18 protein-coding genes are annotated in these 24,836 nt (G+C 67.9%); 9 read left to right on the top strand and 9 right to left on the bottom strand.

Features of this window, described 5'->3' with window-relative positions; genetic code table 11:
• Positions 1–14: 14 nt before the first annotated feature.
• The 7 genes from ACWH49_RS09720 to ACWH49_RS09690 all read right to left on the bottom strand — a co-directional run bounded on the left by ACWH49_RS09720 (position 15) and on the right by ACWH49_RS09690 (position 7,964).
• Positions 15–656 carry a class I SAM-dependent methyltransferase gene (locus ACWH49_RS09720; RefSeq protein WP_448171279.1) on the bottom strand — a complete coding sequence of 214 codons (642 nt, stop codon included), beginning with the start codon at positions 654–656 and terminating at the stop codon, positions 15–17.
• 222 nt (positions 657–878) lie between these two features.
• A complete protein-coding gene (locus ACWH49_RS09715; protein ID WP_448171278.1) occupies positions 879–1,694 on the bottom strand; it encodes a class I SAM-dependent methyltransferase in 816 nt (271 codons plus the stop codon).
• Between the two features lie 11 nt (positions 1,695–1,705).
• Positions 1,706–3,661, bottom strand: a complete 1,956-nt coding sequence (gene asnB / locus ACWH49_RS09710; RefSeq protein WP_448171277.1) for an asparagine synthase (glutamine-hydrolyzing) — start codon at positions 3,659–3,661, stop codon at positions 1,706–1,708.
• 1 nt (position 3,662) lies between these two features.
• Positions 3,663–4,817 (bottom strand): glycosyltransferase, encoded by a 1,155-nt coding sequence (locus ACWH49_RS09705; RefSeq protein WP_448171276.1) that lies wholly within the window; start codon positions 4,815–4,817, stop codon positions 3,663–3,665.
• 140 nt (positions 4,818–4,957) lie between these two features.
• Complete coding sequence (locus tag ACWH49_RS09700; RefSeq protein ID WP_448171275.1) at positions 4,958–6,322, bottom strand: UDP-glucose dehydrogenase family protein; 1,365 nt, start codon at positions 6,320–6,322, stop codon at positions 4,958–4,960.
• 126 nt (positions 6,323–6,448) lie between these two features.
• Complete coding sequence (locus ACWH49_RS09695) at positions 6,449–7,456, bottom strand: NAD-dependent epimerase (RefSeq protein WP_448171274.1); 1,008 nt, start codon at positions 7,454–7,456, stop codon at positions 6,449–6,451.
• 190 nt (positions 7,457–7,646) lie between these two features.
• Entirely contained in the window at positions 7,647–7,964 is a 318-nt protein-coding gene (locus ACWH49_RS09690; RefSeq protein WP_448171273.1) for a hypothetical protein, read from the bottom strand.
• A gap of 142 nt (positions 7,965–8,106) precedes the next feature.
• Between ACWH49_RS09690 and ACWH49_RS09685 the strand changes: the two genes are divergently transcribed.
• Entirely contained in the window at positions 8,107–9,900 is a 1,794-nt protein-coding gene (locus tag ACWH49_RS09685; RefSeq protein WP_448171272.1) for a Wzy polymerase domain-containing protein, read from the top strand.
• Positions 9,901–9,915: 15 nt separating this feature from the next.
• On the opposite strand, the gene moaC is transcribed toward ACWH49_RS09685, so the two are convergent.
• Complete coding sequence (moaC, locus tag ACWH49_RS09680) at positions 9,916–10,422, bottom strand: cyclic pyranopterin monophosphate synthase MoaC (RefSeq protein ID WP_056472060.1); 507 nt, start codon at positions 10,420–10,422, stop codon at positions 9,916–9,918.
• Between the two features lie 64 nt (positions 10,423–10,486).
• Here moaC and ACWH49_RS09675 point away from each other — a divergent pair, with 64 nt between their 5' ends.
• The 3 genes from ACWH49_RS09675 to pbpC all read left to right on the top strand — a co-directional run bounded on the left by ACWH49_RS09675 (position 10,487) and on the right by pbpC (position 20,165).
• A complete protein-coding gene (locus tag ACWH49_RS09675; RefSeq protein WP_448171271.1) occupies positions 10,487–12,097 on the top strand; it encodes a M48 family metalloprotease in 1,611 nt (536 codons plus the stop codon).
• Between the two features lie 65 nt (positions 12,098–12,162).
• Positions 12,163–18,048: an alpha-2-macroglobulin family protein gene (locus ACWH49_RS09670; RefSeq protein ID WP_448171270.1), complete on the top strand. Its 5,886-nt coding sequence runs from the start codon at positions 12,163–12,165 to the stop codon at positions 18,046–18,048.
• The gene (gene pbpC, locus ACWH49_RS09665) at positions 18,045–20,165 is read left to right on the top strand and encodes a penicillin-binding protein 1C (RefSeq protein ID WP_448171269.1); all 2,121 of its coding nucleotides are present in this window, start codon (positions 18,045–18,047) and stop codon (positions 20,163–20,165) included. Before ACWH49_RS09670 ends, pbpC begins: the two co-directional genes overlap by 4 nt.
• A 3-nt stretch (positions 20,166–20,168) precedes the next feature.
• Here pbpC and ACWH49_RS09660 read toward each other — a convergent pair whose 3' ends face one another.
• Positions 20,169–20,519, bottom strand: coding sequence for a phage holin family protein (locus tag ACWH49_RS09660; protein ID WP_448171268.1), 351 nt, complete (start codon positions 20,517–20,519; stop codon positions 20,169–20,171).
• Positions 20,520–20,598: 79 nt separating this feature from the next.
• Here ACWH49_RS09660 and hemP point away from each other — a divergent pair, with 79 nt between their 5' ends.
• The 5 genes from hemP to ACWH49_RS09635 all read left to right on the top strand — a co-directional run bounded on the left by hemP (position 20,599) and on the right by ACWH49_RS09635 (position 24,808).
• The gene (gene hemP, locus ACWH49_RS09655; protein WP_448171267.1) at positions 20,599–20,814 is read left to right on the top strand and encodes a hemin uptake protein HemP; all 216 of its coding nucleotides are present in this window, start codon (positions 20,599–20,601) and stop codon (positions 20,812–20,814) included.
• Positions 20,815–20,907: 93 nt separating this feature from the next.
• On the top strand, positions 20,908–23,208 hold the full coding sequence (locus ACWH49_RS09650; RefSeq protein ID WP_448171266.1) for a TonB-dependent receptor: 2,301 nt from the start codon (positions 20,908–20,910) through the stop codon (positions 23,206–23,208).
• A gap of 17 nt (positions 23,209–23,225) precedes the next feature.
• A complete protein-coding gene (locus ACWH49_RS09645) occupies positions 23,226–23,915 on the top strand; it encodes a Fe2+-dependent dioxygenase (RefSeq protein WP_448171265.1) in 690 nt (229 codons plus the stop codon).
• Positions 23,916–23,948: 33 nt separating this feature from the next.
• A complete protein-coding gene (locus tag ACWH49_RS09640) occupies positions 23,949–24,218 on the top strand; it encodes a PepSY domain-containing protein (RefSeq protein WP_056472080.1) in 270 nt (89 codons plus the stop codon).
• Positions 24,219–24,268: 50 nt separating this feature from the next.
• Positions 24,269–24,808: a cytochrome b/b6 domain-containing protein gene (locus tag ACWH49_RS09635; RefSeq protein WP_448171264.1), complete on the top strand. Its 540-nt coding sequence runs from the start codon at positions 24,269–24,271 to the stop codon at positions 24,806–24,808.
• Positions 24,809–24,836: the final 28 nt, after the last annotated feature.

The following is a 24,836-nucleotide window of genomic DNA, read 5'->3' as shown; positions in this document are numbered from 1 at the left end:
GCGCTCTGCTTATTTCATGCATCTACCTTTCCAAAATTTGCCACCGCTTTAGCCACCTGTTCCCTTGTCCACAAGCACATGGCTCTTTCGGGGTAAGGTGGAATCCAATCTTCGATTGTGGCAATTGGAGATTTTGGAAAGTTGTATGGATAAGAGAAGAGATCAATTAGGCGACCTTCGCCAGTCTTTATGTCCTTGTTCTGAAATTCGTTCACCCTAGTGTGCGTGGTGGTGAGCAAATACGTAATATCGGAGCGAATAAAATTTTCAAGCACCAATTTGGTGTCTTCGTAGGAAAAATGAAAGAGACAATCTCGGCATATTAATAGATCGGCGCGCGGAAGCGGATCGCAGATCAAATTGACATGCATAAATGAAATTCGATCGCTCGAATAATTTTGAGTATGAGTATCAATAATTTCTTTGACAATATCGCCGCCGATGTATTGCAGGTTGAGCTCGGGAAGCAAATGCCTCATCCAGTTAAAGTCGCCGCAAGGCGCATCGAGCAAGACCTTGACAGACAGGCGTTCGAGTAATCGCGGTAACTCCGCTCGCAGATTTTGAGTGGAATCAAGGGTAGAGCCAGGTCCGCTGACACTTTCGGCGCTACCCCAGTGATTATTTTGATATATCCATGAGAAAGTTGCTTCCACGGAATCTCGTCGCAGCACTCTTCCTGTAAAGTACAATTCTTTCAAGCGCCGAAAAGGATAAGTCTTAACACGGACCATCGTCTCGGATAGGCCGTCGCGCTTAAGAGATTCGATGACTAGCCTTATGATTCGCGGCATCACTCGGTCCGAAAAGATCGCTTGTTAACTAAAAATCCAAGTATTTAAATGACTTTTAAACCCGGAAGCTCTCGGCTGGTAGTATCAACGTACGAGCTCAAATAAGAATTCATTACAAGCCCCAGTACCGCCGGCGGTCGTCATTTCGCGCATCGTAAAGCCGCGCGTTTGAAGAAATCGGAAAACTTCTTCAGGTTTCGCCACTTCGAACGGGTAACCTCCCAGCCAATCGAGCATGTCATACCAGAGGGTCATGCCACGTTTTATCCGACCTAGACCGGTGAGTCGGCGATACATCCATCGCAGGCAAATGAAATATGGCGTATACACGGCGATTAGGAGTGTTCGCGCCGCTGCGTTGCGGTTGTAGAGGCGCTTGACGCCGGTCCAATAGCGGCTGATGCCGCCCTGGTCGTTGTAGATTGCGATGAACAGTCGCCCGCCGGCCGAGACTCGCCGACTGACGTTGTCGATCGCGGTCCACATCTGCCCCGTATGGTGCAGGACGCCCCAGCTGTAGACAATGTCGAAGGTTCCCAGGTCCGCCAGATACCGGGTATCGAGTACAGAGCCCTCTTCGACTCGCCACAGCGCGTCGTCCCTCGCGTAGCGCTGCCGCAGCGCGTGTGTGCAAGCGACGGATTTCGGATCGTAGTCGAAGGAGTGCACGCTTGCGCCAAGGCGTCGAGCAGCGAGACTGAACAGGCCGCTGCCCGAGCCAGCGTCGAGAAAGCGCAAGCCTTGAAGGGATTGAATCCCCAGCATTTGCTGAAGCGACTGCTCCGCCTCGAGGATGCGCACGTCGTCGAGGTGCCGCAAGAAGCGCGCCCAGTTCGCGCCAAAGGCGAACCTCTCGCCTGTCTCGATCTCTCGGGCGTGGGATGCGTCGCTCGCGGTCACCGGTGTAGACCTCATGCGCCCAATTGTCTTCCATGACAGGCCTGCTCCCGCCAAGCCTCGAACATCAACACCGGCCAGAGTCGATAGCCCCAGTCGCTACGGCCAGACAGGTGCTGCCGCCACAGTTCGCGCACCGGCGCAGGATCAACCAAACCTGCCCGGCGAAGCCGGTCTTCAGCCAGCAGCCCCTCGGCCCACTCGCGCAACGGCCCGCGCAACCAAGCGTGTATCGGAATGCCGAAACCCTTCTTGGGTCGTTCGGTCAGGACGCGCGGTACGTGACGCTCGAGCAGCTGGCGCAGGATCCACTTGCCCCGCCCCGCGCGGATCTTCTGGTGCAGGGGTAGCCGAAGCGCGAACTCCACAATCCGATGGTCCAGCAGCGGCACACGGGTCTCGAGAGAGGCCGCCATGGCCGCCCTATCGACCTTCACCAGTATGTCGTCCGGCAGGTACGTTCGGAGGTCCAACAACATCATGCGCGTAGCGAACTCGAGATCGCCACAGGGCGGGTCGGTGAACGCCGTGTACGGCTCGACGCCGTGAGACGCCGGGTTGGTGCCGGGTGGCCAGAAGGCGACGACTTGCCGATAAACCTCGTCGTCCGTGCGTGCGCCGAACACGCTGGCAAGCTTGCGCAGCCGGTCCGCTCGGTCGCGTACGCGGAACTCGCGCGGCAGCAGCGGTGAAATTGGCGCGAGCATCGTGCTCCATGCTTCGGCGGGAAAGGCGCGCAGCGCCAAACCGCAGGCACGGCGCAGCGCCGGCGGTACGGCGGCGACGCGCGCGGCCCAGCGGTAGCGCTCATAGCCGCCGAACAGTTCGTCGCCCGCATCGCCGGACAAGGAGACGGTGACCTCCCGTCGCGCGAGCTGACTCACGAGGTACGTGGGAATCTGGGAGGCATCGGCGAAGGGTTCGGCGTACAAACGCGGCAATTCGGGTATGACGCGCAGCGCCTCTGCCGCCGTGACCACCAGCTCGGTGTGGCGAGTGCCGAGGTATTGGGCGATCGACCGCGCATCGGCCGATTCGTCGAGGGCTGCGTCAGGCAGGCCGATGGTGAACGTTCTCACCGGCGTCGAAGACATGGACTGCATCATCGCGACGATCGTCGTCGAGTCGATGCCGCCCGACAGGAAAGCGCCGAGCGGAACGTCGGCCATGCGCTGACCTTCTATGGATCGGCGCAAGAGGAATTCCAGCTCGTTGACCGCGTCATCGTCGCTCATCTCGAGCGGGGCGCGTGCTCCGGCCAGCGCGACGTCCTGAACCGACCAATAAGTCGTCGGCGCAGCATCTGCATCCGAGGGGCGAGAAAGGTGCAGCATCGTACCCGCGGGTAGCTTGCGAATCCCTGTATGGATAGATCGCGGGGTGGGCACATAGCCGTACTGAAGCATCAGAGCAAGCGCGTCGCGGTCGATGTCGCCACGCCAGGACGGGTGCGCACGTAGGGCCGCCAACTCCGAGCCAAAGAGCAACACACCGCCTTGGAGGCCGTAGTACAGCGGCTTCTCGCCCAGGCGATCACGCACCAGCGTCAGGACGCGCTGCCGACGGTCCCACAGAGCGAGCGCGAACATGCCAACCGAACGCTCAATAGTCTTTCCAATGCCCCAGGCCGCGATGGCGGCGAGCAGTGTTTCGGTATCTGAGTGACCGCGCCACGCTGGGGCCTCCTGACGGGCTTCCAGCTCGCGACGCAGCGCCGCATGGTTGTAGATCTCGCCGTTGAAGCTGATGACCCAGCGGCCGTCGGCGCTGACCATCGGCTGGCTACCCGCCGGTGTCAGATCAACGATCGCCAGGCGACGGTGAGCGAGCGCGACACCGGCGTCTGCGTCGATCCACTCGCTGCGACCGTCGGGGCCGCGGTGCCGCAGGCGATTTCCCATCGCCTGAGCGATGTCGATTGCATCAGCCGTCAGTGGTTCCTGACAGAAGAAGCCGGCAATGCCACACATGTCAGCCTGCCTTGCTCTGGGCGGGGTCGATAAGCGCTCGGTATATCTCGGCGTAACGTTGCGCGACAACCTCCATATCGAACTCGGCACGTACACGCTGGCGCGCCCGGCTGCCCAACTCGGCCCGGCCGCTCAATCCGCGGTCGACCATTGCGACCATTGCGTCGACAAGTGCGCCGCAGTCGCTCGGTGGCACCTGACAGCCGGAGTCGCCGACCACTTGGGGTGAATCGCCGACGCTCGTCACAACGCACGGCAGCCCACAGCTCATCGCCTCGCCGATCGAGTTCGAAAAGGCCTCGATACGCGCCGACGCGGAGACGTAGACATCCAGGCCCGTCAGCAGTGATGCAATCTCGTCACGCTGCTCGCCCAGCAGGCAGACACGTTCGCCTAATCCGGTTTCGGCGATCACTCGAGCGATATCCGCGTTGTCCGCATCAACGCCAGTCCCTGCGAGCACAAAACGCACGTTTGGTCGAACGTCGCGAGCTCGCGCAGCCGCGCGCAAGAAACCGGCATGGTCCTTTGCTGGGTGATAGCGGGCAAACATGCCAAATACGACATCTTCCTCGCCCGCGCCCCAGATCGCGCGCCAACGCGCCCGCTTCGCGGCATCAGGTGCGAATGCCGCAGTGTCGAAGCCGTTTGGCAAATACTCGGCGCGCGAAGTATTGAAACCCTGCACCCGATGCTGCATTAGGCTGATGTTCGAATTGAACAGCAGTCGATCTGGCCAAACTGATCCGACGCGATTTAGCGCGATGCCGATGCGCGCGAACAGGTTCTCACCATCGAGGCTGGGAAGCGATTGACGAATGCTCCATACCAACGGCAAAGGGCGCGCCAGCGCCCGGTGCGCCAGCGACGCGCCAAGATTGCCGTGATACAGCCAGCCCTGCACCAAGTCGGGTTGGGCGCGTCGCGCGAGCCGAGCCAGGCGGACCGAGCCCTCGATCAACGGCAGTCGGCCCAGAAAATTCAGCTCATCCACGCGGGCGCCGGTGGCGCGCATCGGCGCAGCCATGGCGCCGCCCGGCAGCATCGCAATGACACGCTGGTCGAACCCCGACAATGCGCGCGCGCCAAGCAACTTCAACAACATGCGCTCGGCGCCGCCGATACCTAACGCCGTGATCACATGGAGCACCCTCATCTGAGAAACTCTCTGCCATCTCCGCGTGTCAGCTCGCTCGAACCGGAATCGGCGACGATGCAAAGTCCTGAATGGGCGCAGGTGCGAAACAGCCTCAAGAGCAACTGCTTATGAACTGGGCATACCATGGCCAAGGCGACCTATGCAGTGCCGGCAGTGGCTGGCGCGGCCCCGCGGACCGATACACCGCGCCCGATGGCGTGGTACTCGATACCCAGTGCACGGACGGTGGTTGGCTCGAACAAGTTGCGACCGTCGAAGATCAGCGCGTGCTTTAACGCGCTTAGGATGACCGGGAAGTCGGGGCTACGGAACTCGCGCCACTCGGTCAAGATGATGAGCGCATCGGCGCCGGCCAGAGCCGCGTTCTGGTCTGCAGCGTACGCGACCCCTGGCACATCCTCCAACACGCGCCGCGCTTGCGCCATGGCCGCTGGATCAAAGGCCTGTAGACGGGCACCACGGCGCGCCAACTCGCGCACGACGACAAGACTCGGCGCCTCCCGCATATCGTCGGTATCGGGTTTGAAGGCCAGGCCCCAAATTGCGAATGTTCGGCCGTGCAAGTCGTCACCGAAGCGCTCGACTACTTTGTCGACGAGCACCCGTTTCTGGCGCTCATTGGCGGCTTCCGCGGCGGCAAGCAAGCGAAGTTCGATGCCATGGTCGCGTCCGGTGCGAAGCAGGGCCTTAACGTCCTTCGGGAAGCACGAGCCGCCGTAGCCTGCTCCCGGGTAGAGGTATGAGCTGCCTATGCGTGGATCGCTGCCCATGCCGCGGCGCACCAGTTCGATGTCGGCCCCGACGCGCTCCGCCAGCAGCGCCAACTCGTTCATGAAGCTGATGCGGGTCGCGAGCATCGCGTTGGCCGCGTACTTGGTAAATTCGGCGCTGCGCAAGTCCATGATCTGCAGCCGATCGCGGTTGCGCGTGAACGGCGCGTATAGCGCGCGCATCAGCAAAATTGCGCGTTCGTCCTCGGCGCCGACGATGATGCGATCGGGACGCATAAAGTCGTCGATCGCCGCGCCTTCCTTAAGGAACTCCGGGTTGCTGACAACCGCGAACTCGACGTTGATCGCGCGGCGTACGAGTTCGGCATCGATCGTGGCGCGCACTTTATCGGCCGTGCCTACCGGTACCGTGCTCTTGTCAACGACGACCTTGTAGTCGGTCATATGGGTGCCAATACTGTGCGCTGCGGCGAGTACATGGCGCAGGTCCGCTGAGCCATCTTCCTCGGGCGGCGTGCCTACTCCTATGAGCAGCATCGTGCCATGGCACACGGCACTCGCCATGTCGGTGGTGAACTGCAGACGCCCTACCTCCGCGTTGCGATGCACAAGCTTGTCAAGGCCAGGTTCGTGGATAGGGATACCGCCCGCCTTGAGCATCTCGATCTTTTTCTCGTCAATGTCCGCACACACAACGTGATTGCCCATTTCGGCAAGGCATGCGCCCGTAACGAGACCAACATAGCCACTGCCGATCACAGTAATCTTCATATCAGTCTCTGTTTGACTTGAACAATGATCCTTGCAGAAGGATCAGAATGTTGTACAAATTAGGTGCCGGGCAGCTGGGGATTGAAGCGACGGCGCTTAGGTTTCAGCTCCAGCCGCCACGTCAATTCAAACGTTGTAGTAGTCGCGGTACCAATCAACGAATCGGGCAATGCCGTCGCGAATCTGCGTCTTTGGCGCAAAGTCGACCCAGTCGTGCAGCGCATTGACATCGGCGTAAGTAGCAGGCAGATCGCCGTTCTGTAGAGGCAACATGTTCAAAACGGCCTTCTTCCCCAGCGCGACCTCAATGCTTGCTATGAATTCGAGCAGCGGCACGGACTCGTGATTGCCGATGTTGAACAAACGATATGGCACGTTGCTGGTAGCGGGGTCGGGCGTTGCGGGTTTGAAGTTGGCGTCGGCGCCGGCCGTGCGATCCAGCACGCGCACAACGCCCTCGCAGATGTCTTCGATGTAGGTGAAGTCACGTCGCATCTGGCCGTGATTGAATACGTCGATTGGACGACCCTCGAGGATTGCCTTCGTAAACAGGAAGGGCGCCATATCGGGTCGGCCCCAAGGCCCGTACACCGTGAAGAACCGAAGCCCCGTGGTCGGCAAGCCGAAGAGATGGCTGTAACTGTGCGCCATCAGCTCGTTCGATTTTTTGGTGGCGGCGTAAATGTTTACAGGGTGATCGACGCTGTCGTGCTCGCAAAACGGAAGCTTCGTGTTGACGCCGTAGACGCTGGAACTCGACGCGTACACCAAGTGGCGAACGTCGGTGTATCGGCAGCCTTCGAGCACGTTCAGGAAGCCAACGACATTGCTTTCGACGTATGTGTGGGGGTCCTTCAATGAGTGGCGAACGCCGGCTTGCGCTGCTAAGTGCACGACCCGCTCGAAACGTTCGACTTCGAAGAGCTGCGCCATGCCCGCGCGGTCCGCCAAATCAAGCTTCACGAATCGGAAATGGGGGCTCAACGTCAACTGCGCCAACCGGTCGCTCTTGAGGCGTACGTCGTAGTAGTCGTTCAGGTTATCCAGACCGACTACCTCGTCGCCACGCGCCAGTAGCCGCAAGGCGGTGGCCATGCCGATAAATCCGGCCGCACCGGTCAAGAGAAGTTTCACAGGCTCGCCGTCCGTTGCCTCCGAAGATGCGAGTAGCGTAACACCGCGCTAGGAGGGCTCGGGTCGCCAGCCAGCTCTTGACCATTCCAGAATCCGCAACTCCCGCGCAATTCGGCGCTACCAGGATCGACTTCGTCAGTTGAAGACCAGACGATTCGCCATCGGTGTCGACACCCTGTCGACCGTTCGCCTATTTCTTCTCGTCGATCTTCTTCTCTTCCATCTCGTGCACCGCCTTAGCCGCCGCCTTGTCGCTCTTGGCCGCGTGCTTGGCTGACTTGTCGCAGGCGCGCTTGGCGCTGCCTTCGAGGGCCGACTTGCAGTCCGCGCGGTTCAGGTCTTCGTTGGCTTCGGCGACGTTCTTGCGCGCCTTGTACTGCCCTTCGGACTGCGCTTTCAGGCTCTTCGCTTCGTCCTTGGTGATCGTCGTCGGTTCGGCGGCGCCAGCGCTCAGGGCAAAGGCGGTGGTCGCGGCGGCGATCAGCAGGGTGAATCGGTTGGTCGTCATGTTGCTTCCTTCGTTCAAGTGGATTGATGCGCACACGGTGGATGGAGGCGCTGCATCGAGATTCGCAGGCTACGGTCGATGGCCGGGACGCACCATCCGGGCACCGCGCTTTTCCCGGTAGGGCGCCTCCTACGTCGGGGGCATGGACAATCTGGCGATGCCGCCCACTCCGTCCTCTGCGCCCCTGTCCGTTACCGCCACCACCCCGTTCTGGCCCGCGCTGGCCTCCCTGGCCATCGGCCTGCCGATGCTGCTGGCCTTCAACCTGCCACCGTCCTCCACCTTCCTGAACCAGGCCGTCGCGCTGGTCGGCTGGGGCGGCTGGCTGGCGGTGCTGGCGGCGTCGCTGGCCCGGGCGCCGCGTGGCCGCCGGCCGGCCGGGCTGATGTCGCTGCAGGCGGCGCTGCTCGTGCTGCTGGCTTCTGCGCTGGCTTCCCCGCTGTGGGCCGACCTGCCCTGGTCGCTGTCGCTGTCGTCGGCCGGCATGATCGCCGCGGCGATGCTGGCGGTGCAGGCGGGCGCGCGCGCGCAGGGGGACGGGTTCGCGGTACCCGCGTTTCGCGCGCTGTGCCTCGGGCTGGTCGTGGCCGGGACGCTCAGCAGCGCGGTCGGGCTGATCCAGGTGTTCGCGCCGGGCTGGACCGACGGCAACTGGATCGCACGCACGTACATCGAGGGCCGCGCGGTCGGCAACATGCGGCAGCCCAACCACCTGAGCAGCCTGCTGCTGTGGGCCGTCGTCGCGGCGGCGTGGCTGGGCGAGGCGCAGGTGCTGCGGCGCTGGCTGGTGAACGCGCTCGCCCTGCTGTTCGTCTTCGTCGTCGTGCTGACGGCCTCGCGCACCGGTGCGCTGAGCATGCTGCTGCTCACCGCCTGGGCGCTGCTCGATCGTCGCCTGTCGCGCCCGGCGCGCTGGCTGCTCGGGCTCGCGCCGTTGATCTACTTCGTGTTCTGGTACGGCACCGGCGTCTGGGCCGATGCCAGCCACCACGTGTTCGGTGGCGAGACGCGCTTCAGCACGCAGGGCGACGTGTCGAGCTCGCGGCTCGGCATCTGGTCGAACACGCTGGCGCTGATCCGCATGCACCCGTGGACGGGCGTCGGCTTCGGCGAATTCAACTTCGCCTGGACGCTGACGCCGTTCCCCGGCCGCCCGGTCGCGTTCTTCGACCACACCCACAACCTGCCGCTGCAGTTCCTCGTCGAACTGGGCATTCCGCTCGGCGCGCTGGTGCTCGGGCTGATGTTGTATGCACTGTCGATCGCCTGGCGCGCGGCGCGTGCGCCGGTGCCTGGCGATGCCGCGCCCGGCGAGTCGCTGCTGCGGCCGGCGGCGTTCGCGATGGTGCTGCTGATCCTCGTGCACAGCCTGCTCGAGTACCCGCTCTGGTATGCCTATTACCTGCTGCCGGCCGCCTTCGCGTTCGGCTTGTGCCTCGCGTCACCGCCGGTCGATGCGCCTGCGGCGAAGCGCGGCGGCGTGAACGGGCTCCTGATCGGCGCGGTCGCGCTGATGCTGGGCGGCGCGCTGTCGGTGGTCGATTACGCCCGCGTCGTCGTGATCTTCTCGCCGTCCGCCGGTTCGCCGGCGCTGGCGCAGCGCATCGTCGACGGTCGCAAGAGCATCTTCTTCTCGCACCACGCCGACTACGCCGCGGCCACCACCAGCGAGCACCCGGCCGACGTGATGCCGGCCTTCCTCGGCGCACCGCATTACCTGCTCGACGCGCGCCTGCTGCAGGCCTGGGCCACCGCGCTCGATCAGGCCGGCGACACCGAGCACGCGCGCTACCTCGCGCAGCGCCTGCGCGAGTTCCGCAACGACCAGTCGGCCGACTTCTTTGCGCCGTGCGACGCGCCGCCCGCACCCGGTTCGGCCTTGCCGTTCCAGTGCCTGGCGCCTGCCCGCGCGTTCAAGTTCGAGGACTTTCGCTGAGCGGGTCGCGCGCGCTCAGCCCGCGACCCAATCCCCCGACTTCCCCCCGTGCTTCTCCAGCACGCGGATCCCGTCCATCACCATGCCGCGGTCGGCGGCCTTGCACATGTCATAGACCGTCAGCAGGCCGATCTGCACCGCGGTCAGCGCCTCCATCTCGACGCCGGTGCGGCCGAGCGTCTCGACCTGCGCGGTGCAGCGCACGCTGCTGGTCGCCCGGTCGGTCTCGAACTCGACCGCCACACGGGTGATCGGCAGCGGGTGGCACAGCGGGATCAGCTCGGCGGTGCGCTTGGCGGCCTGGATCGCGGCGATGCGCGCGACGCCGATCACGTCGCCCTTCTTCGCCTGCCCGCCCTCGATCAGCGCCAGCGTCGCCGGCAGCATGCGGATCGTGCCGGTCGCGCGCGCGATGCGGTGGGTCTCGCCCTTGGCCGAGACATCGACCATGTGCGCCTGCCCCTGCGCGTCGAAATGCGTCAGCGGCGAGGCGGCAGGCGATGCGGGCGGCGTTGAACTCATGGCGCGAAACATCCTCGAAACGTTTGTGCGGCATCATAGCCACGCGCTTTCGCAGCCCACCTCCGTGTCGACACCACCCGATCGCCCCCGCCCGCTGCCGCGCCGCCTCGTCGCCGCCGCCACCGCCCTCGCGCTGCTCTTGCCGAGCACGCTGCCGCCGGTGTGGGCGCAGAACCAGCTGCCGTCGCTGGGCGATCCGTCGGGTGACGATTTCAGCATCGCGACCGAACACAAGCTCGGCGCCGAGATCATGCGCGAGATCCGCGCCGACCCGGACTACCTCGACGACCCCGTGCTGCTCGAATACGTCCAGTTGCTGTGGCAGCCGCTGGTCGCGCAGGCGCGCGTGCGCGGCAACCTGAGCGCCGACATCGACCAGCGCCTCGCGTGGGAGCCGTTCCTGGTGCGCGACAAGGAGGTCAACGCGTTCGCGCTGCCGGGCGGTTTCGTCGGCGTGTACCTCGGCCTGATCGCGCTGACGGGCAGCCGTGACGAGTTGGCCTCGGTGCTGGCGCACGAGATGTCGCACATCACGCAGCGCCACATCGCGCGCAGCATCGGCAACGCCAAGCGCCAGTCGATCCTCAGCCTCGCGGCGATGCTCGCGGGCCTGGTCGTCGCGAGCCGTGCCGGCAACAGCAGCATCGACGCCGCCAATGCGGCAGTCGTCGGCAGCCAGGCGCTGGCGGCTCAGGGCCAGCTCAACTTCTCGCGCGACATGGAGCGCGAGGCCGACCGCGTCGGCTGGCAGGTGATGACCGGCGCCGGCTTCGCACCCGGCGGCATGGCGGCGATGTTCGAGAAGCTCGAGCAGTCCTCGCGGCTGAACGACTTCGGCGGCTACCCGTACCTGCGCAGCCACCCGCTGACGAGCGAGCGCATCGGCGAGGCGCGCGCGCGCATGGGCACGGCCGGCGCGGCCAGTGCCGCCAGTGCGGTGGTCGCGCTGCCCGCGACGCCGGCGCAGCTGGAGCACATCGCCGCGCAGGCCCGTGCGCGGGTGCTGATGGACTCGCGCTTCGACGCGCTGCGCCGCTGGCAGGCGCTCGATGGCGACCGCATCGCGACCACCACCGGCGAGAAACTGCTCTCGGCCTACTCGAGCGCGCTCGCCTCGACGCTGTTGCGCGACTGGTCGCGCGCCGACGCGTCGATCGGGGCTGCCGCCGCCCTGGTGCGCGGCAACGCGCGCGCCGAACGCGCGGTCGCGCTGCTGAACGTGCAGTCGCTGCTGGCGCGCGGCGATGTCTCGCGCGCCACCGCGGTGCTCGATCCGTACCGCACCGACGGTTCGCGGCCGACGCTGCTGCTGGCGGCGCAGGCGACGCTGGCCGCGGTGCCCCGGCAGGCGCCCGACAGCCCGGCACTGCGCCAGCAGGCTGAGCAACTGCGCACCTGGACGGCGATCCGGCCGACCGACTCGCTCGCGTGGACCGCGCTGAGCCAGACCGAGGAGCGTCTCGGCCAGCCGCTGCGGGCGCTGCGCGCCGATGCCGAATCGCGGGTCGCGCTCGGCGACCTGGAGGGCGCGGCCGACCGCCTGCGCGCCGGCCAGCGCCGCGCCCGCAGCGGCGGCGCCGTCGACTTCATCGACGTCTCGGTGATCGACGCGCGGCTGCGTGATGTCGATGCGCAACTGCGCCAGCGCAAGGCCGACGAGAAGTCGCTCAAGTAGTGCGGCACCGCTCGTAGACTCTCGCGACGCCGGGCCGGACCCGGCGCGAATCAGGGAGTCGGTGCATGCGGTCAGTCGTCGAGAAGTTCCGGGCCTGGCCCACAGTCATTGCATTCCTGGCGGCGCTCGCCGCCGTGCCGCCGGCACACGCCGCGACCATCGCCGCGGTCACGCCGCAAGGCGAGGTCGCTCAGGTGCGGCAGATCACCGTGAAGTTCTCGGAGGCCGTGGTCGCGTTCGGCGACCTGCGCCTGCCGGACCCGATGGCGCTCGCCTGCCAGGGCGCGGTGCCGGCCGGCGCCGGCCGCTGGGCCAATGACCGCGTCTGGCTCTACGACTTCCGCGAGCCGCTGCCGCCCGGCACGCGCTGCACGCTGAAGGCGCGCAGCGACTGGAAGCCGCTGAACGGCGCGCTGACCGGCCCGGCCGAGTACAGCTTCAACACCGGCGGCCCGGCCATCGTCTCGATGCAGCCGTACGACGGCTCGCAGATCGCCGAGGACCAGTATTTCCTGCTGCGCCTGAACGGCGCGGCGGTCGAGCGCACGGTGCTCGCCAACGCCTGGTGCGAGGTCGAGGGCATCGGCGAGCGGATCGGCGTCACCGTGATCGGGGGCGACGCGCGCGCCGCGCTGCTGAAGACGCGCGGCATCGACAAGAAGGAGCAAATCGAGCGCACGCTGATCCTGGCCTGCAAGCGCCCGCTGCCCCACGCCGCGGCGGTGCGGCTGACCTGGGGCCAGGGCATCACCGGCGTCGCGAACCCGAAGATCGCAACGACGATCGAGCAGCGCTACCGCTTCACGGTGCGCCCGGCGTTCACGGCCGAGTTCAGCTGCGAGCGCGAGAACGCGAACGCGCCGTGCCTGCCGATCCGGCCGATGACGGTGCGCTTCTCGGCGCCCGTCGCGCGCGAGACGGCGGCGAAGCTGCGGCTGAATCCGCCGTCCGGCGGCGCGCTCGCGCCGGTGTTCGACAAGGACGACAAGTCGACCGAGGTCAGCGCCGTCACGTTCCCGATCCCGCTGCCGGAACGCGCGGCGTTCACGATCGCGCTGCCGGCCGACCTCAAGGACAACGCCGGCCGGACGCTGGACAACGCGTCGATGTTCCCGCTTCAGGTCGCGACCGGCGAGGCCCCGCCGATCGCCAAGTTCGCCGCGGCGCCGTTCGGCGTCATCGAGGCGGCCGACCCGCTGTTGCCGGTCACGGTGCGTCATGTGCAAGGCGACCTGAGGCCCGCGGCGCCGGGCGGCCAGGTGCGCATCAAGCACCTGCAGACCGACGCCGACATCCTCGCCTGGTTCGCGACGCTGCGCCGCTACGACGAGAGCCGCATCAGCGCGAAGGACGCCGGCCTGCCCGAGTCGCAGTGGTTCACGACCGAGACCGACACCGACGCGCGCGGCCGGCCGATCAAGCGCAAGGCGGAGCGGTTCGTCGCGACCCGCGAGCTCTCGCTGCTGAACAAGGACGCGTCCGCGAAGCGCCTCGACCTGCCGCAATTGAACGGCGGCGACCCGCGGCCGTTCGAGGTTGTCGGCATCCCGATCGCCGAGCCGGGCTATCACGTCGTCGAGATCGAGTCGCTGCGGCTCGGCCAGTCGCTGCTCGACAAGCGCGCGCCGATGTTCGTGCGCACCGGCGTGCTGGTCACCAACCTCGGCGTGCACTTCAAGCTCGGGCGCGAGAACAGCCTGGCGTGGGTGACCTCGCTCGATCGCGGCAAGCCGGTCGACGGCGCGGAGGTCGTCGTCAACGACTGCACCGGTCGCAAGCTGTGGTCCGGCCGCACCGACGCGAACGGGCTGGCCCGGATTCCTCAGGCGCTTGACGCGGACGTGGCGGTCTGCCCGGCCGAATCGGGCCTGTTCGTCACCGCGCGCCAGGCCGATGCGAAGGGTGTGGTCGACACCGCGTTCGTGTTCAGCAGCTGGCAGAAGGGCATCGAATCGTGGCGCTTCAACGTGCCGGTCGGCCGCGGCGTCGAGCCCGACGTGCGCACCGCCACGGTGTTCGACCGCACGCTGTTCCGTGCCGGCGAGACGGTGTCGATGAAGCACTTCGCGCGCACCGAGACCTCGGCCGGCCTCGCCGCGCTGAAGCCCGAGGACCTGCCGACGCGCATGAAGATCGTCCACGCCGGCACCGGCCAGGAGTTCGTGCAGCCGTTGAAGTGGAACGGCGCGCGCCATGCGCTCGCCACCTGGGCGATCCCGCCGGCCGCCAAGCTCGGGGTCTACAACGTCGTGCTCGTGCGCGAAAGCGCTGACGCGAAGCGCCGCCGCGAGTGGACCAGCGGCGATTTTCGCGTCGAGGAGTTCCGCCTGCCGCTGGTCGATGCGCGCCTGACCGGGCCGAAGGCGGTCGCGGTCGCACCGAAGGAGCTGCCGATCGCCGCGCAGCTCAACTACTTCTCCGGCGGGCCGATGGTGCAGCAGCCGGCGCGCGCGTCGGCACTGCTGAAGAGCCGCAGCGTCGCGTTCGCCGGCTACGAGGAGTTCTCGTTCGAGCCGCCGCGCGACCCGGCCGCCACGCCCGCGTCCCGCGACGAAGAGGACAGCGAGACCGCACCCGAGGCACGCGACGGCAAGCTGATCGCCGACAAGCTCGCGCTGACGACCGACCGCAACGGCGCCGCCAACTTCACGCTGAAGGACCTGCCGCCGACCAGGCGCGCCAGCGAGGTCACCGCCGAGCTGACCTACAACGACCCGAACGGCGAAGTGCAGACGGTCGCGACCACGATCCCGTTGTGGCCGAGCGCGGTGGTGCTCGGCGTCAAGACCGGCTCGTGGGCGAGCGGCCGCGGCAAGGCCCGCTTCAGCGCCGTCGCGCTCGACACCCAGGGCCAGCCGATCAGGAACCAGGCCATCGAGGTGCGCGGCCGCCTGAGCCAGGTGATCAGCACGCGCAAGCGCATGGTCGGCGGCTTCTACGCCTACGACAACCGCACCGAGCAGAAGGACCTCGGCGCGCTGTGCAGCGGCCAGACGGACGACCGCGGGCTGCTCGCCTGCGAGGCCGAGCTCGACACCGCCGGCCAGGTCGAGCTGATCGCGTCGAGCAAGGATGCCGCTGGCAACGCCGCGCAGGCCGCCGCCAGCCTCTGGGTCACGAAGCAGGGCGAGCTCTGGTTCGCGCAGGACAACGACGACCGCATCGACCCGCTGCCCGAGAAGAAGCGCTACGAACCGGGCGAGACGGCGAAGCTGCAGGTCCGCATGCCGTTCCGCGAGGCGACGGCGCTGGTGGCGGTCGAGCGCGAGGGCGTGCTGGACACGCGCGTCGTCACGCTGCGCGGCGACGACCCGACCGTCGAGCTCAAGATCGAGCCGAGCTGGGGTCCGAACGTGTACGTCAGCGTGCTCGCGCTGCGCGGGCGCCTGCGCGAGGTGCCGTGGTACTCGCTGTTCACCTGGGGCTGGAAGGAGCCGCTGAACTGGTGGCGCGCGTTCCGCGTCGAGGGCCGTGACTACCAGGCGCCGACCGCGATGGTCGACCTCGCGAAGCCGGCGTTCAAGCTCGGCGTCGCGGCGCTGAAGATCGGCTTGAAGGCGCACGAGCTGCAGGTGAGCGTGACGACCGACAAGCCGCAGTATTCGGTGCGGCAGAAGGCGGTCGCGAAGGTCAGGGTGGCGTTCGGCGGCAAGCCGCTGGCCGGTACCAGTGTGGCCTTCGCGGCGGTCGACGAGGGCCTGCTCGCGCTGCGCCCGAACGATTCGTGGGACCTGCTGAACACGATGATCAAGCCGCGCGCCTGGGGTGTGGAGACCAGCACCGCGCAGAGCGAGATCATCGGCCGGCGCCACTACGGCCGCAAGGCGGTCGCGGCCGGCGGCGGCGGCGGGCGTGGCAGCACGCGCGAGCTGTTCGACACGCTGCTGCTGTGGAAGGGCGACGTGCTGCTGGACGCGAATGGCGAGGCCACGATCGAGGTGCCGTTGAACGATTCGTTGACCAGCTTCAGGCTCGTGGCCATCGCGGATGCCGGCGTGCAGCAGTTCGGCACCGGCAGCGCCAGCATCCGCGTCACACAGGACCTGCAGCTGCTGGCCGGCCTGCCGCCGCTGGTGCGCGAGGGCGACCAGTTCGGCGCGATGCTGACGCTGCGCAACACCACCGCGCGCGAGATGAAGGTCCACGCGACGCTGCAGGGCACCGTGAACTCGGGCACCGCGCCCGACATCGTCCGCACGCCGCTGAACGTGCCCGCGCAGGACGTGGTCGTGCCGGCCGGCGGCGCGCAGGAACTCGCCTGGCCGGTCAGCGTGCCGGCGGATGCGTTCAGCGTGACCTGGGAAGCCGGTGCCGACGAGCAGGGCGCCGGGCCCGCCGCGGCACGCGCGCGCGACCGCGTGAAGGTCACGCAACTGGTCGCGCCCGCCGTGCCGGTGCGCGTGCTGCAGGCCACGCTGCAGCAGCTCGAAGGCACGCTGACGCTGCCGATCGCCGCACCGGCCGACGCGCTGCCCGCCAACGGCCCCAAGCGCGGCGGCATCCTGGTCGCGACGCAGCCCAAGTTGAGCGGCGCGCTGCCCGGCATGCGCCGCTACTTCGAAACCTACCCGTTCATCTGCCTGGAGCAGAAGACCTCGAAGGCGGTCGGCCTGAAGGACGCCAAGCTGTGGGCCGCGGTCGCCGGCGCGCTGCCGACCTACCTCGACAGCGACGGCCTGGCCAGCTACTTCCCGCCGCGCGCCGAGGACGGCCCGCGCGGCAGCGACCGGCTCACCGCCTACGTGCTCGCCGCGACGCACGAGGCCGGCTTCGAGCTGCCGGCGCCGGCGCGCGACGCGATGCTCGGCGGCCTCGCCGCGTTCGTCGAAGGCCGCATCGAGCGCAGCTTCTGGTCGCCGCGCGCCGACCTGGACGTGCGCAAGATCGCGGCGATCGAGGCGCTCTCGCGCTACGGCCGCGCGCAGCCGAAGATGCTCGGCTCGGTCAACCTCACGCCCAACACCTGGCCGACCGCCGCGGTGATCGACTGGCTGCGCCTCCTGCGCCAGCTCGACGGCGTGCCGAACGCGGCGAAGCGCATCGACGAGGCGAACCAGATCCTGCGCAGCCGCCTGACGTATGCCGGCACGACGCTGAAGTTCAGCAACGAGCAGGACGACTTCTGGTGGTGGCTGATGGACAGCGCCGACGCGAACGCCGCGCGGCTCATCCTCGCGGTGATGGACGACCCGGCGTGGAAGGAGGACGTCCCGCGCATGGTCGTCGGCGCGCTGAGCCGCCAGCGCGCCGGCGCGTGGCTGACGACGACCGCGAACCTGTGGGGCTCGCTCGCGCTCGACAAGTTCTCGGCGAAGTTCGAGTCGGTCAAGGTCGGCGGCCGCACCGCCGCGACACTGGCCGACCGCAGCGGCGCGATCGACTGGGCGAAGAGTCCGAACGGCGGCTCGATGATGCTGGCGTGGCCGGCCGCGCCGGGGCCTTTGAACGTCGCGCAGGACGGCACCGGCAAGCCGTGGCTGACAGTGCAGAGTCTGGCCGCGATCCCGCTGCGCGCGCCGCTGCGCGCCGGCTACAGCGTGGTTCGCAGCGTCAGCCCGGTCGAGCAGAAGGACAAGGCGGGTTGGTCGCGCGGCGACGTGGTCCGCGTGCGCATCGAGGTCGACGCGCAGAGCGACATGACCTGGGTCGTCGTCAGCGACCCGGTGCCGGGCGGCGCGACCATCCTCGGCAGCGGCCTGGGCCGCGACTCGGCGATCGCGACCCGCACCGAGCGGCGCGCCGGCAGCGCCTGGCCGGCGTTCGACGAGCGCGGGTTCGAGGCCTTCCGCAGCTATTTCGAGTTCATGCCGAAGGGCAAGCATGTCATCGAGTACACGGTGCGGCTGAACAACCCGGGCCAGTTCTCGCTGCCGCCGACGCGGGTCGAGGCGATGTACGCGCCGGAGAGCTTCGGCGAGTCGCCGAACGCGGCGCTCGAGGTCCGGCCGTGAGGCGATGGCGCGCTTCGATCGCGGTGGCGCTGCTCGGCGCGTCCACCGCGGCGAGCGCGTTGCCGACCTTCGAGCAGGTGCGCGCCGCCCATCGCCCGTCCGACGTCACGCTGACCGACCGCACCGGCGTGCCGATCCAGACCCTGCGCGTCGACAAGACCGTGCGCCGCCTGCCGTGGGTGCCGCTCGACGGGATGTCCCCCGCGCTGCTGCAGGCCATCGTGCTCAGCGAGGACCGCCGCTTCTACGAGCACGCCGGCGTCGACTGGAGCGCGGTCGCGAAGAGCGCCTGGGGCAACCTCTGGAACACGAAGACGCGCGGCGCATCGACGCTGACGATGCAGCTCGCCGGCCTCCTCGACAACGGCCTCGCGCGGCCCGCCGGGGGCCGCAGCGTCGTGCAGAAGATCGACCAGGCGCTGACCGCGGCGCAGCTCGACGCGCGCTGGAACAAGAGCGAGATCCTCGAGGCGTACCTCAATTCGGTGCCGTTCCGCGGCGAGGTCGTCGGCATCGACGCACTGAGCCTGACGCTGTTCGGCAAGCACCCGAGCGGCCTCGACGTGCACGAGGCGGCGATCGCCGCAGCGCTGCTGCGCGGGCCGAACGCCAGCGCCGAGACCGTCGCGCAACGCGCCTGCGGCGTGCTGCAGCTGCAATCGCAACCCTGCACGGGCGTCAACGCGCTGGCCGCGACCGCGCTCGCGCGCCGCGGCGGCATGCCGCTGGGCGAGCAGCTGGCGCCGCATTTCGCGCGCCAAGTGGTCGCAGCCGGCGGCGCGGCGGTGCAGCGCAGCACGCTCGATGCCGGCCTGCAGCGCGTCTCGGTCGCGGCGCTGCGGCAGCAGCTCGGCGAGCTGGCCGGTCGCAACGTCGAGGACGGCGCGATCGTCGTGCTCGACAACGCCAGCGGCGAGGTCCGCGCCTGGGTCGGCTCGAGCGGCGACCTGTCCGGCGCGGCGCAGGTCGACGGCGTGCTCGCGCGCCGCCAGCCCGGCTCGACGCTCAAGCCCTTCGTCTACGCGCTCGCGTTCGAGCGGCGCTTGATCACGCCGGCCAGCCTGATCGACGATTCGCCCGCGCAGCTCGAAACCCAGAACGGCCTGTACCTGCCGCAGAACTACGACCACGACTTCAAGGGCTGGGTCAGCGCGCGCACCGCGCTCGGCGCGAGCCTGAACGTGCCGGCGGTGCGCGTCGGTGCGATGCTGGGGCCGGACACGCTGGTCGCACGCTTCAACGCGCTCGGATTCGCGCTGCCGAAGCCCGGCGGCTTCTACGGCAACGCGCTCGCGCTCGGCGCGGCGGACGTGACGCTGCTCGCGCTGACCAACGCCTACCGCGCGCTCGCGAACGGCGGGCGCTATGCGCCGGTCGCGCTCGCCGGCCACGCCACCGCGACGGTCCGCGTGGCCGACCCGGCCGCGGTGTTCCTCGTCACCGACATCCTGGCCGACAACAATGCCCGCGTGCGCACCTTCGGCCTGAACAACCTGCTCGCGACGCGCGGCTTCGCGGCCGTCAAGACCGGCACCAGCAAGGACATGCGCGACAACTGGTGCGTCGGCTTCACCGACCGCTACACGGTCGGCGTCTGGATCGGCAACGCCAGCGGCGCGGCGATGCACGACGTCAGCGGCGTGAGCGGCGCCGCGCCGATCTGGCACGCGCTGGTGCAGCGACTCCATGCGGCTGCGCCGTCACGCGCGCCGCGTGCGCCGGCCGGTGTGGTCGCGACACGCGTCGCGTTCGACGCGCAGCGCGAGCCGGCGCGCGGCGAGTTCTTCATCGCCGGCACCGAGCAGGCCGTGCAGCGCGCCGGCGTGCAGGTGGCGCAGTCGCAGCGCTTCGGCATCGCGAGCCCGCGCGACGGCAGCATCTTCGCGCTCGACCCGGACATGCCGCCCGCCGCGCAGCGCATCACCTTCGAAGGGGCCGCCGGCGTGTGGATGCTCGACGGCAGGCGCCTGGGCCAGGCGCGCCGGATCACGTGGGCACCGTGGCCGGGCCGGCACGAGCTCGCGCTGCTGGGGCGCGACGGCGCGGTCGTCGAGACCGTGCGGTTCGAGGTGCGTGGCGCGGGCGTCAGGGCGACGCCGGCCGCCGCGCGCCGCTAGGCGTCAGCGCGAGAAGATTCGTTCCATCGCCACGTCGATCACCATCCCGCACAGGCTGTAGAGCAGCGAGCCGATCAGCGCGGCGACGAAGCCGGCGACGTGGAACCCGTCGAGCATCGACGCGGCGAAATAGAACATCAGCGCGTTGATCACGAACAGGAACAGGCCGAGCGTGAGCACCGTGACCGGCAGCGTCAGCAGCACCAGGATCGGCCGCAGCAGCGTGTTCAGCAAGCCGAGCACGAACGCCGCGATCAGCGCAGAGGTGAAGTTGTTCACCGTCACGCCGGGGTAGAGGTAGGCCACCAGCAGCAGGGCGGCGGCGAGCAGGAGCCAGCGGACGATGATTTTCATGCGCGAAGAATACCGCGCCGCGCGCGGGGTGCAATTCGTGAATAGGAATGGTTCGCATTAGTGTTAATATCCGTGTCCGATGTCGAACCACCGCGCGCCTCCGTCGACCCCTGCCGCTGACGCGCTCGATGCGCCACGCGGCGAGGTGTCGCCGGTGCCCGCCGCCCAGGGCGATGCCCGCACGGTGGCCAGCGACGCGCTGTTTCGCGGCGCGACCGAACTGCGCATCGACCATGGTGGCGTGATCTATCGCCTGAAACTGACCGCGCTCGGAAAGCTGATCCTGACCAAGTAGCGCCCCGTTCCGTTCTTCGCCTCTCGCACCAGCCCGCCATCGCCAGCCCGTGCCGACCCCTTGTCCAAGGAGCCTCACGTGCCGACCGTCCCCATGTCCACCCCATTCCTTCCACCGGCCGCACCGCGGCTGTTGCCGCTCGGCGCGCTGGCGGCCGGCTTCGGCCTGCTGGCCGGCCCGGTCGGCGCGCAGACCGCGGTCGTGGCGGCTGCGCCGTCGGTGACGCTGACGCCGGTCGTCGTCAACGGCAAGGCCGAGACCGACGCGAACTCGCTGCGCGCCGCCACCTCGACGATCGGCAAGGGCACGCAGGATCTGCGCGACATCCCGCAATCGGTGACCGTGATCACCGAGAAGCTGATGGAGGACCGCCGCATCGACACGCTGAAGGAAGCACTGCACCAGACCGCCGGCGTCTCGTTCCTCGCGGCCGAGGGCGGCGAGGAGGACATCCGGTTGCGCGGCTTCTCGCTCGCCGCCAGCGGCGACATCTACGCCGACAGCCTGCGCGACCCGGCGTTCTACGAGCGCGACACCTTCAGCTTCGACCGCATCGAGTTGCTGCGCGGCTCGGCCTCGATGCTGTTCGGGCGCGGCTCGACCGGCGGCGTGGTCAACCAGGTCAGCAAGATGCCGTTCCTGGCGAACGCATCGCAGGTCGACTTCACGGCCGGCACCGGCAGCTTCATGCGCTTCACCGGCGACTTCAACCTGAAGACCGGCGACGCCTCGGCGCTGCGCGTCAACACGATGGTCACGCAGGCCACCAACGACGGCAACAAGCTCGACAAGCAGGGTCTCGCGCCGAGCTTCCGCTGGGGCATCGGCACCGACGACGAGTTCCACGTGTCGGGCTATTACCTGCGCAACAACAACGGCATCAACTACGGCCTGCCGTGGGTCAAGCAGACCCAGACGCAGACCGGCGCGAACCCGTCGTCGATCGACACCCGCCTCGATCCGAACCACGCCTACTACCAGGCCGCGAGCGACTACAACGCCGGCGGCGCCGCGCTCGCGACCGCCGGCTGGACGCACCGTTTCGCCGACGGCGGCGAGCTCAAGTCGGCCATCCGCCACGGCCGCTACGACCGCGACCAGCGCGCCGGCACGATCCGCTTCTATATGAACGCGAATGCGGCCAACGGCCCGATCGTCGCCGCGCCCGGCCTGGACACGGTGAACGGCGCGACGCGCCTGGTCGAGAACGGTCCGAACAACAAGGTTCAGGACATGACGACCACCTACGCGCAGAGCGACTACAGCAACCAGTTCGGCGGGTTCGGCATGAAGCACAACGTGCTGACCGGCGTCGATGCCGCGCACGAGGTGTTCCACGGCTACGCCACGGCGCTGCCCGCCGGCGCCGTGCTGAACAAGAACGCCGTGCCGTTCACGCTGGACGGCGGCAACCCCAACAGCGTCGACGAAAGCCTGCGGTTGAAGCGCCAGGCGAGCGCGTTCGACGCGAAAGCGCTGGGCGTGTACTTCCAGGATCTGGTGGAAGTCGCGCCGCACTGGAAGCTGCTCGGCGGCTTGCGCTGGGACTACTTCAAGGGCAGCTACCAGACCTTCCAGACCGCCGAGCCGACGACGGCGGTGCCGAATCCGCCGCCGGTCGGCACGCAGCTCGCCGACCGCGGCCGCTCGGACAAGCTGTGGAGCAAGCGCTTCGGCGTGCTTTACCAGCCGACCGACGAGACCTCTTTCCACTTCTCGTACGGCACCTCCTTCAACACCTCGGGCGACACCTACCAGTACGACGCGCAGACCGCGAACACGCCGCCCGAAGGCAGCGAGAACTACGAACTCGGCGGCAAGGTCGACTGGTTCGGCGGCAAGCTGAGCACGCGCGTCGCGGCCTTCTACAGCATCAAGACGAACGAGCGCAATCGCGATCCGGACAGCGCCGCCACCGCCGCGCTGCTTTCCGGCAAGCGCCACGCCGCCGGCCTCGAGCTCGAGGCGGCCGGCCGCATCACGCCGGCGTGGGAGGTGTTCGCGTCCTATGCCTGGACGCCGGTCGCGAAGATCGACATCGGTGCGCCGGGTTCGGTCGCCGGCGTCGGCGAAGGGGCGGGCACCCGCTCGTCGCTGACCCCGCGCCACAGCGGCACGTTCTGGACGACCTACCAGTTCACGCCGGCGTTGCGCCTGGGCGGCGGCCTGAACGCGCGCAGCTCGCAGACGCCGAACCGCAACCCCGCCGGCATCGTCGCGCCCAGGTTCGTCACCGGCGACCTGATGGCCGAGTACACGCTCAGCGACGCGGTCGCGTTCAAGCTCAACGTCAACAACGTCGCGAACAAGTTTTACGCCGATGCGCTCTACAGCGGCCACTACATCCCGGGCGCCGGACGCTCGATCCAGGTCACGATGACCACCCGGTTCTAGCGAGGGTTGCGCCGCCGATGCTGCTCCGCGTCAAGCAAGTCCTGAACGCCGACGAGTTGCGCGAAGCCCGCGCGATCCTGGCGCGCGCGACCTGGGGCGACGGGCGCGTCACCGCCGGCGTGCAATCGGCCCAGGCCAAGAACAACGAGCAGCTGCCGCAGGACGCCGCCGAGACGCGCGCGCTGCAGCAGATCGTGCTCGGCGGGCTCAACCGGCACGCGGTGTTCTTCTCGGCGGCGCTGCCGAAGCGGGTGTTCCCGCCGCTGTTCAACCGCTACGGCGGCGCCAGCAACGCGTTCGGCGACCACGTCGACAACGCGATCCGCTTCCTGCCCGGCGGACAGGGCGACCGGATCCGCACCGACGTCAGCTGCACCCTGTTCCTCGCCGAGCCCGACGAGTACGACGGCGGCGAGCTGACCGTGGAAGACACCTTCGGCCCGCAGCGCATCAAGCTGCCGGCCGGCGACATGGTGCTGTACCCCGGCACCAGCGTGCACCGCGTCGAGCCGGTGACCCGCGGCCACCGCGTCGCGAGCTTCTTCTGGCTCGAGAGCATGGTGCGCAGCGACGAGCAGCGCCGGCTCCTGTTCGACATGGACTCGCACCTGATGCGCCTGCGCACCTCGGTGGGCGAGTCCGACCCCGCGGTGATCGGCCTGACCGGCACGTATCACAACCTGCTGCGCCTGTGGGCCGACGCCTGAGCGCATCGCTTCTTCACCCTGAAAGGAAGACCCATGAAACGCCAACTCCTGACCCTGTGCCTGGCCCTTGCCGCCGGCGGCGCGTTCGCGCAGCACGCCGAGAAGTGCGAGCCGATCCCGAAGGCAGAGTGGAAGCCGCAGGCCGAGCTCGAGCGAAAGCTGAAGAACGAGGGCTGGACGATCAGCCGCGTGAAGATCGAGAACGGCTGCTACGAGGTCTACGGCAAGAACGCGACCGGCAAGAAAATGGAGACCTTCTTCCATCCGAAGACCTTCGAGGTCGTCACCGCGCCGGCCAAGTGATAGGTCGATGACGACGCTGCGCCGGCCATGACCAAGACGCTGCGCCGTCCATGACCAAGACGCTGCGCGTCTGGGACCGCGCGGTCCGCACCCTGCACTGGGTGCTGGTCGGTGCGGTCGCGCTGTCGGCGCTCGGCCTGGTCGCGCTGTTCGGCGTGCACCAGCCGGCCGGGTATGTCGCGCTCGCCGCGGTCGGGGTGCGCCTCGTCTGGGGCGTGGCCGGCACGCGCTACGCCCGCTTCGCCCAGTTCGTCCGCGGGCCGCGCACCGCCTGGCGCTACGCCCGCGCGGTGGCCGCGCACCGCGAGCCGCGCTACCTCGGCCACAACCCGCTCGGCGCGTGGATGGTGGTCGCGCTGATGGCCTGCGTGGCCGGGCTCGCGCTGACCGGCTGGCTCTACACGACCGACGCGTATTGGGGCGACGAGACCGTCGAGGGCGTTCATCGCGCGCTCGCATGGACGCTGCTCGGCCTGGTCGTCGCGCACGTCGCGGGCGTGATGTTCACCGGCCTGCGGCACCGCGAGAACCTCGTCGCGAGCATGCTGCATGGCGACAAGCGCGCGCCCGACGGCGACGACATCGCGTGAGCGCGGTGCGCGCGCGGTGATGTCGTGC

Source organism: Rhizobacter fulvus, from assembly GCF_964020785.1.
This window is presented reverse-complemented; position numbering and strand designations above follow the sequence as displayed.

Excerpts from the sequence above, each read along its gene's own strand:
- asnB (WP_448171277.1), bottom strand. The coding sequence starts at position 3,661 with ATGTGTGGCATTGCCGGCTTCTTCTGTCAGGAACCACTGACGGCTGAT.
- ACWH49_RS09705 (WP_448171276.1), bottom strand. The coding sequence starts at position 4,817 with ATGAGGGTGCTCCATGTGATCACGGCGTTAGGTATCGGCGGCGCCGAG.
- ACWH49_RS09700 (WP_448171275.1), bottom strand. The coding sequence starts at position 6,322 with ATGAAGATTACTGTGATCGGCAGTGGCTATGTTGGTCTCGTTACGGGC.
- ACWH49_RS09690 (WP_448171273.1), bottom strand. The coding sequence starts at position 7,964 with ATGACGACCAACCGATTCACCCTGCTGATCGCCGCCGCGACCACCGCC.
- ACWH49_RS09685 (WP_448171272.1), top strand. The coding sequence starts at position 8,107 with ATGGACAATCTGGCGATGCCGCCCACTCCGTCCTCTGCGCCCCTGTCC.
- moaC (WP_056472060.1), bottom strand. The coding sequence starts at position 10,422 with ATGAGTTCAACGCCGCCCGCATCGCCTGCCGCCTCGCCGCTGACGCAT.
- ACWH49_RS09670 (WP_448171270.1), top strand. The coding sequence starts at position 12,163 with ATGCGGTCAGTCGTCGAGAAGTTCCGGGCCTGGCCCACAGTCATTGCA.
- ACWH49_RS09660 (WP_448171268.1), bottom strand. The coding sequence starts at position 20,519 with ATGAAAATCATCGTCCGCTGGCTCCTGCTCGCCGCCGCCCTGCTGCTG.
- hemP (WP_448171267.1), top strand. The coding sequence starts at position 20,599 with ATGTCGAACCACCGCGCGCCTCCGTCGACCCCTGCCGCTGACGCGCTC.
- ACWH49_RS09650 (WP_448171266.1), top strand. The coding sequence starts at position 20,908 with ATGTCCACCCCATTCCTTCCACCGGCCGCACCGCGGCTGTTGCCGCTC.
- ACWH49_RS09645 (WP_448171265.1), top strand. The coding sequence starts at position 23,226 with ATGCTGCTCCGCGTCAAGCAAGTCCTGAACGCCGACGAGTTGCGCGAA.
- ACWH49_RS09640 (WP_056472080.1), top strand. The coding sequence starts at position 23,949 with ATGAAACGCCAACTCCTGACCCTGTGCCTGGCCCTTGCCGCCGGCGGC.
- ACWH49_RS09635 (WP_448171264.1), top strand. The coding sequence starts at position 24,269 with ATGACCAAGACGCTGCGCGTCTGGGACCGCGCGGTCCGCACCCTGCAC.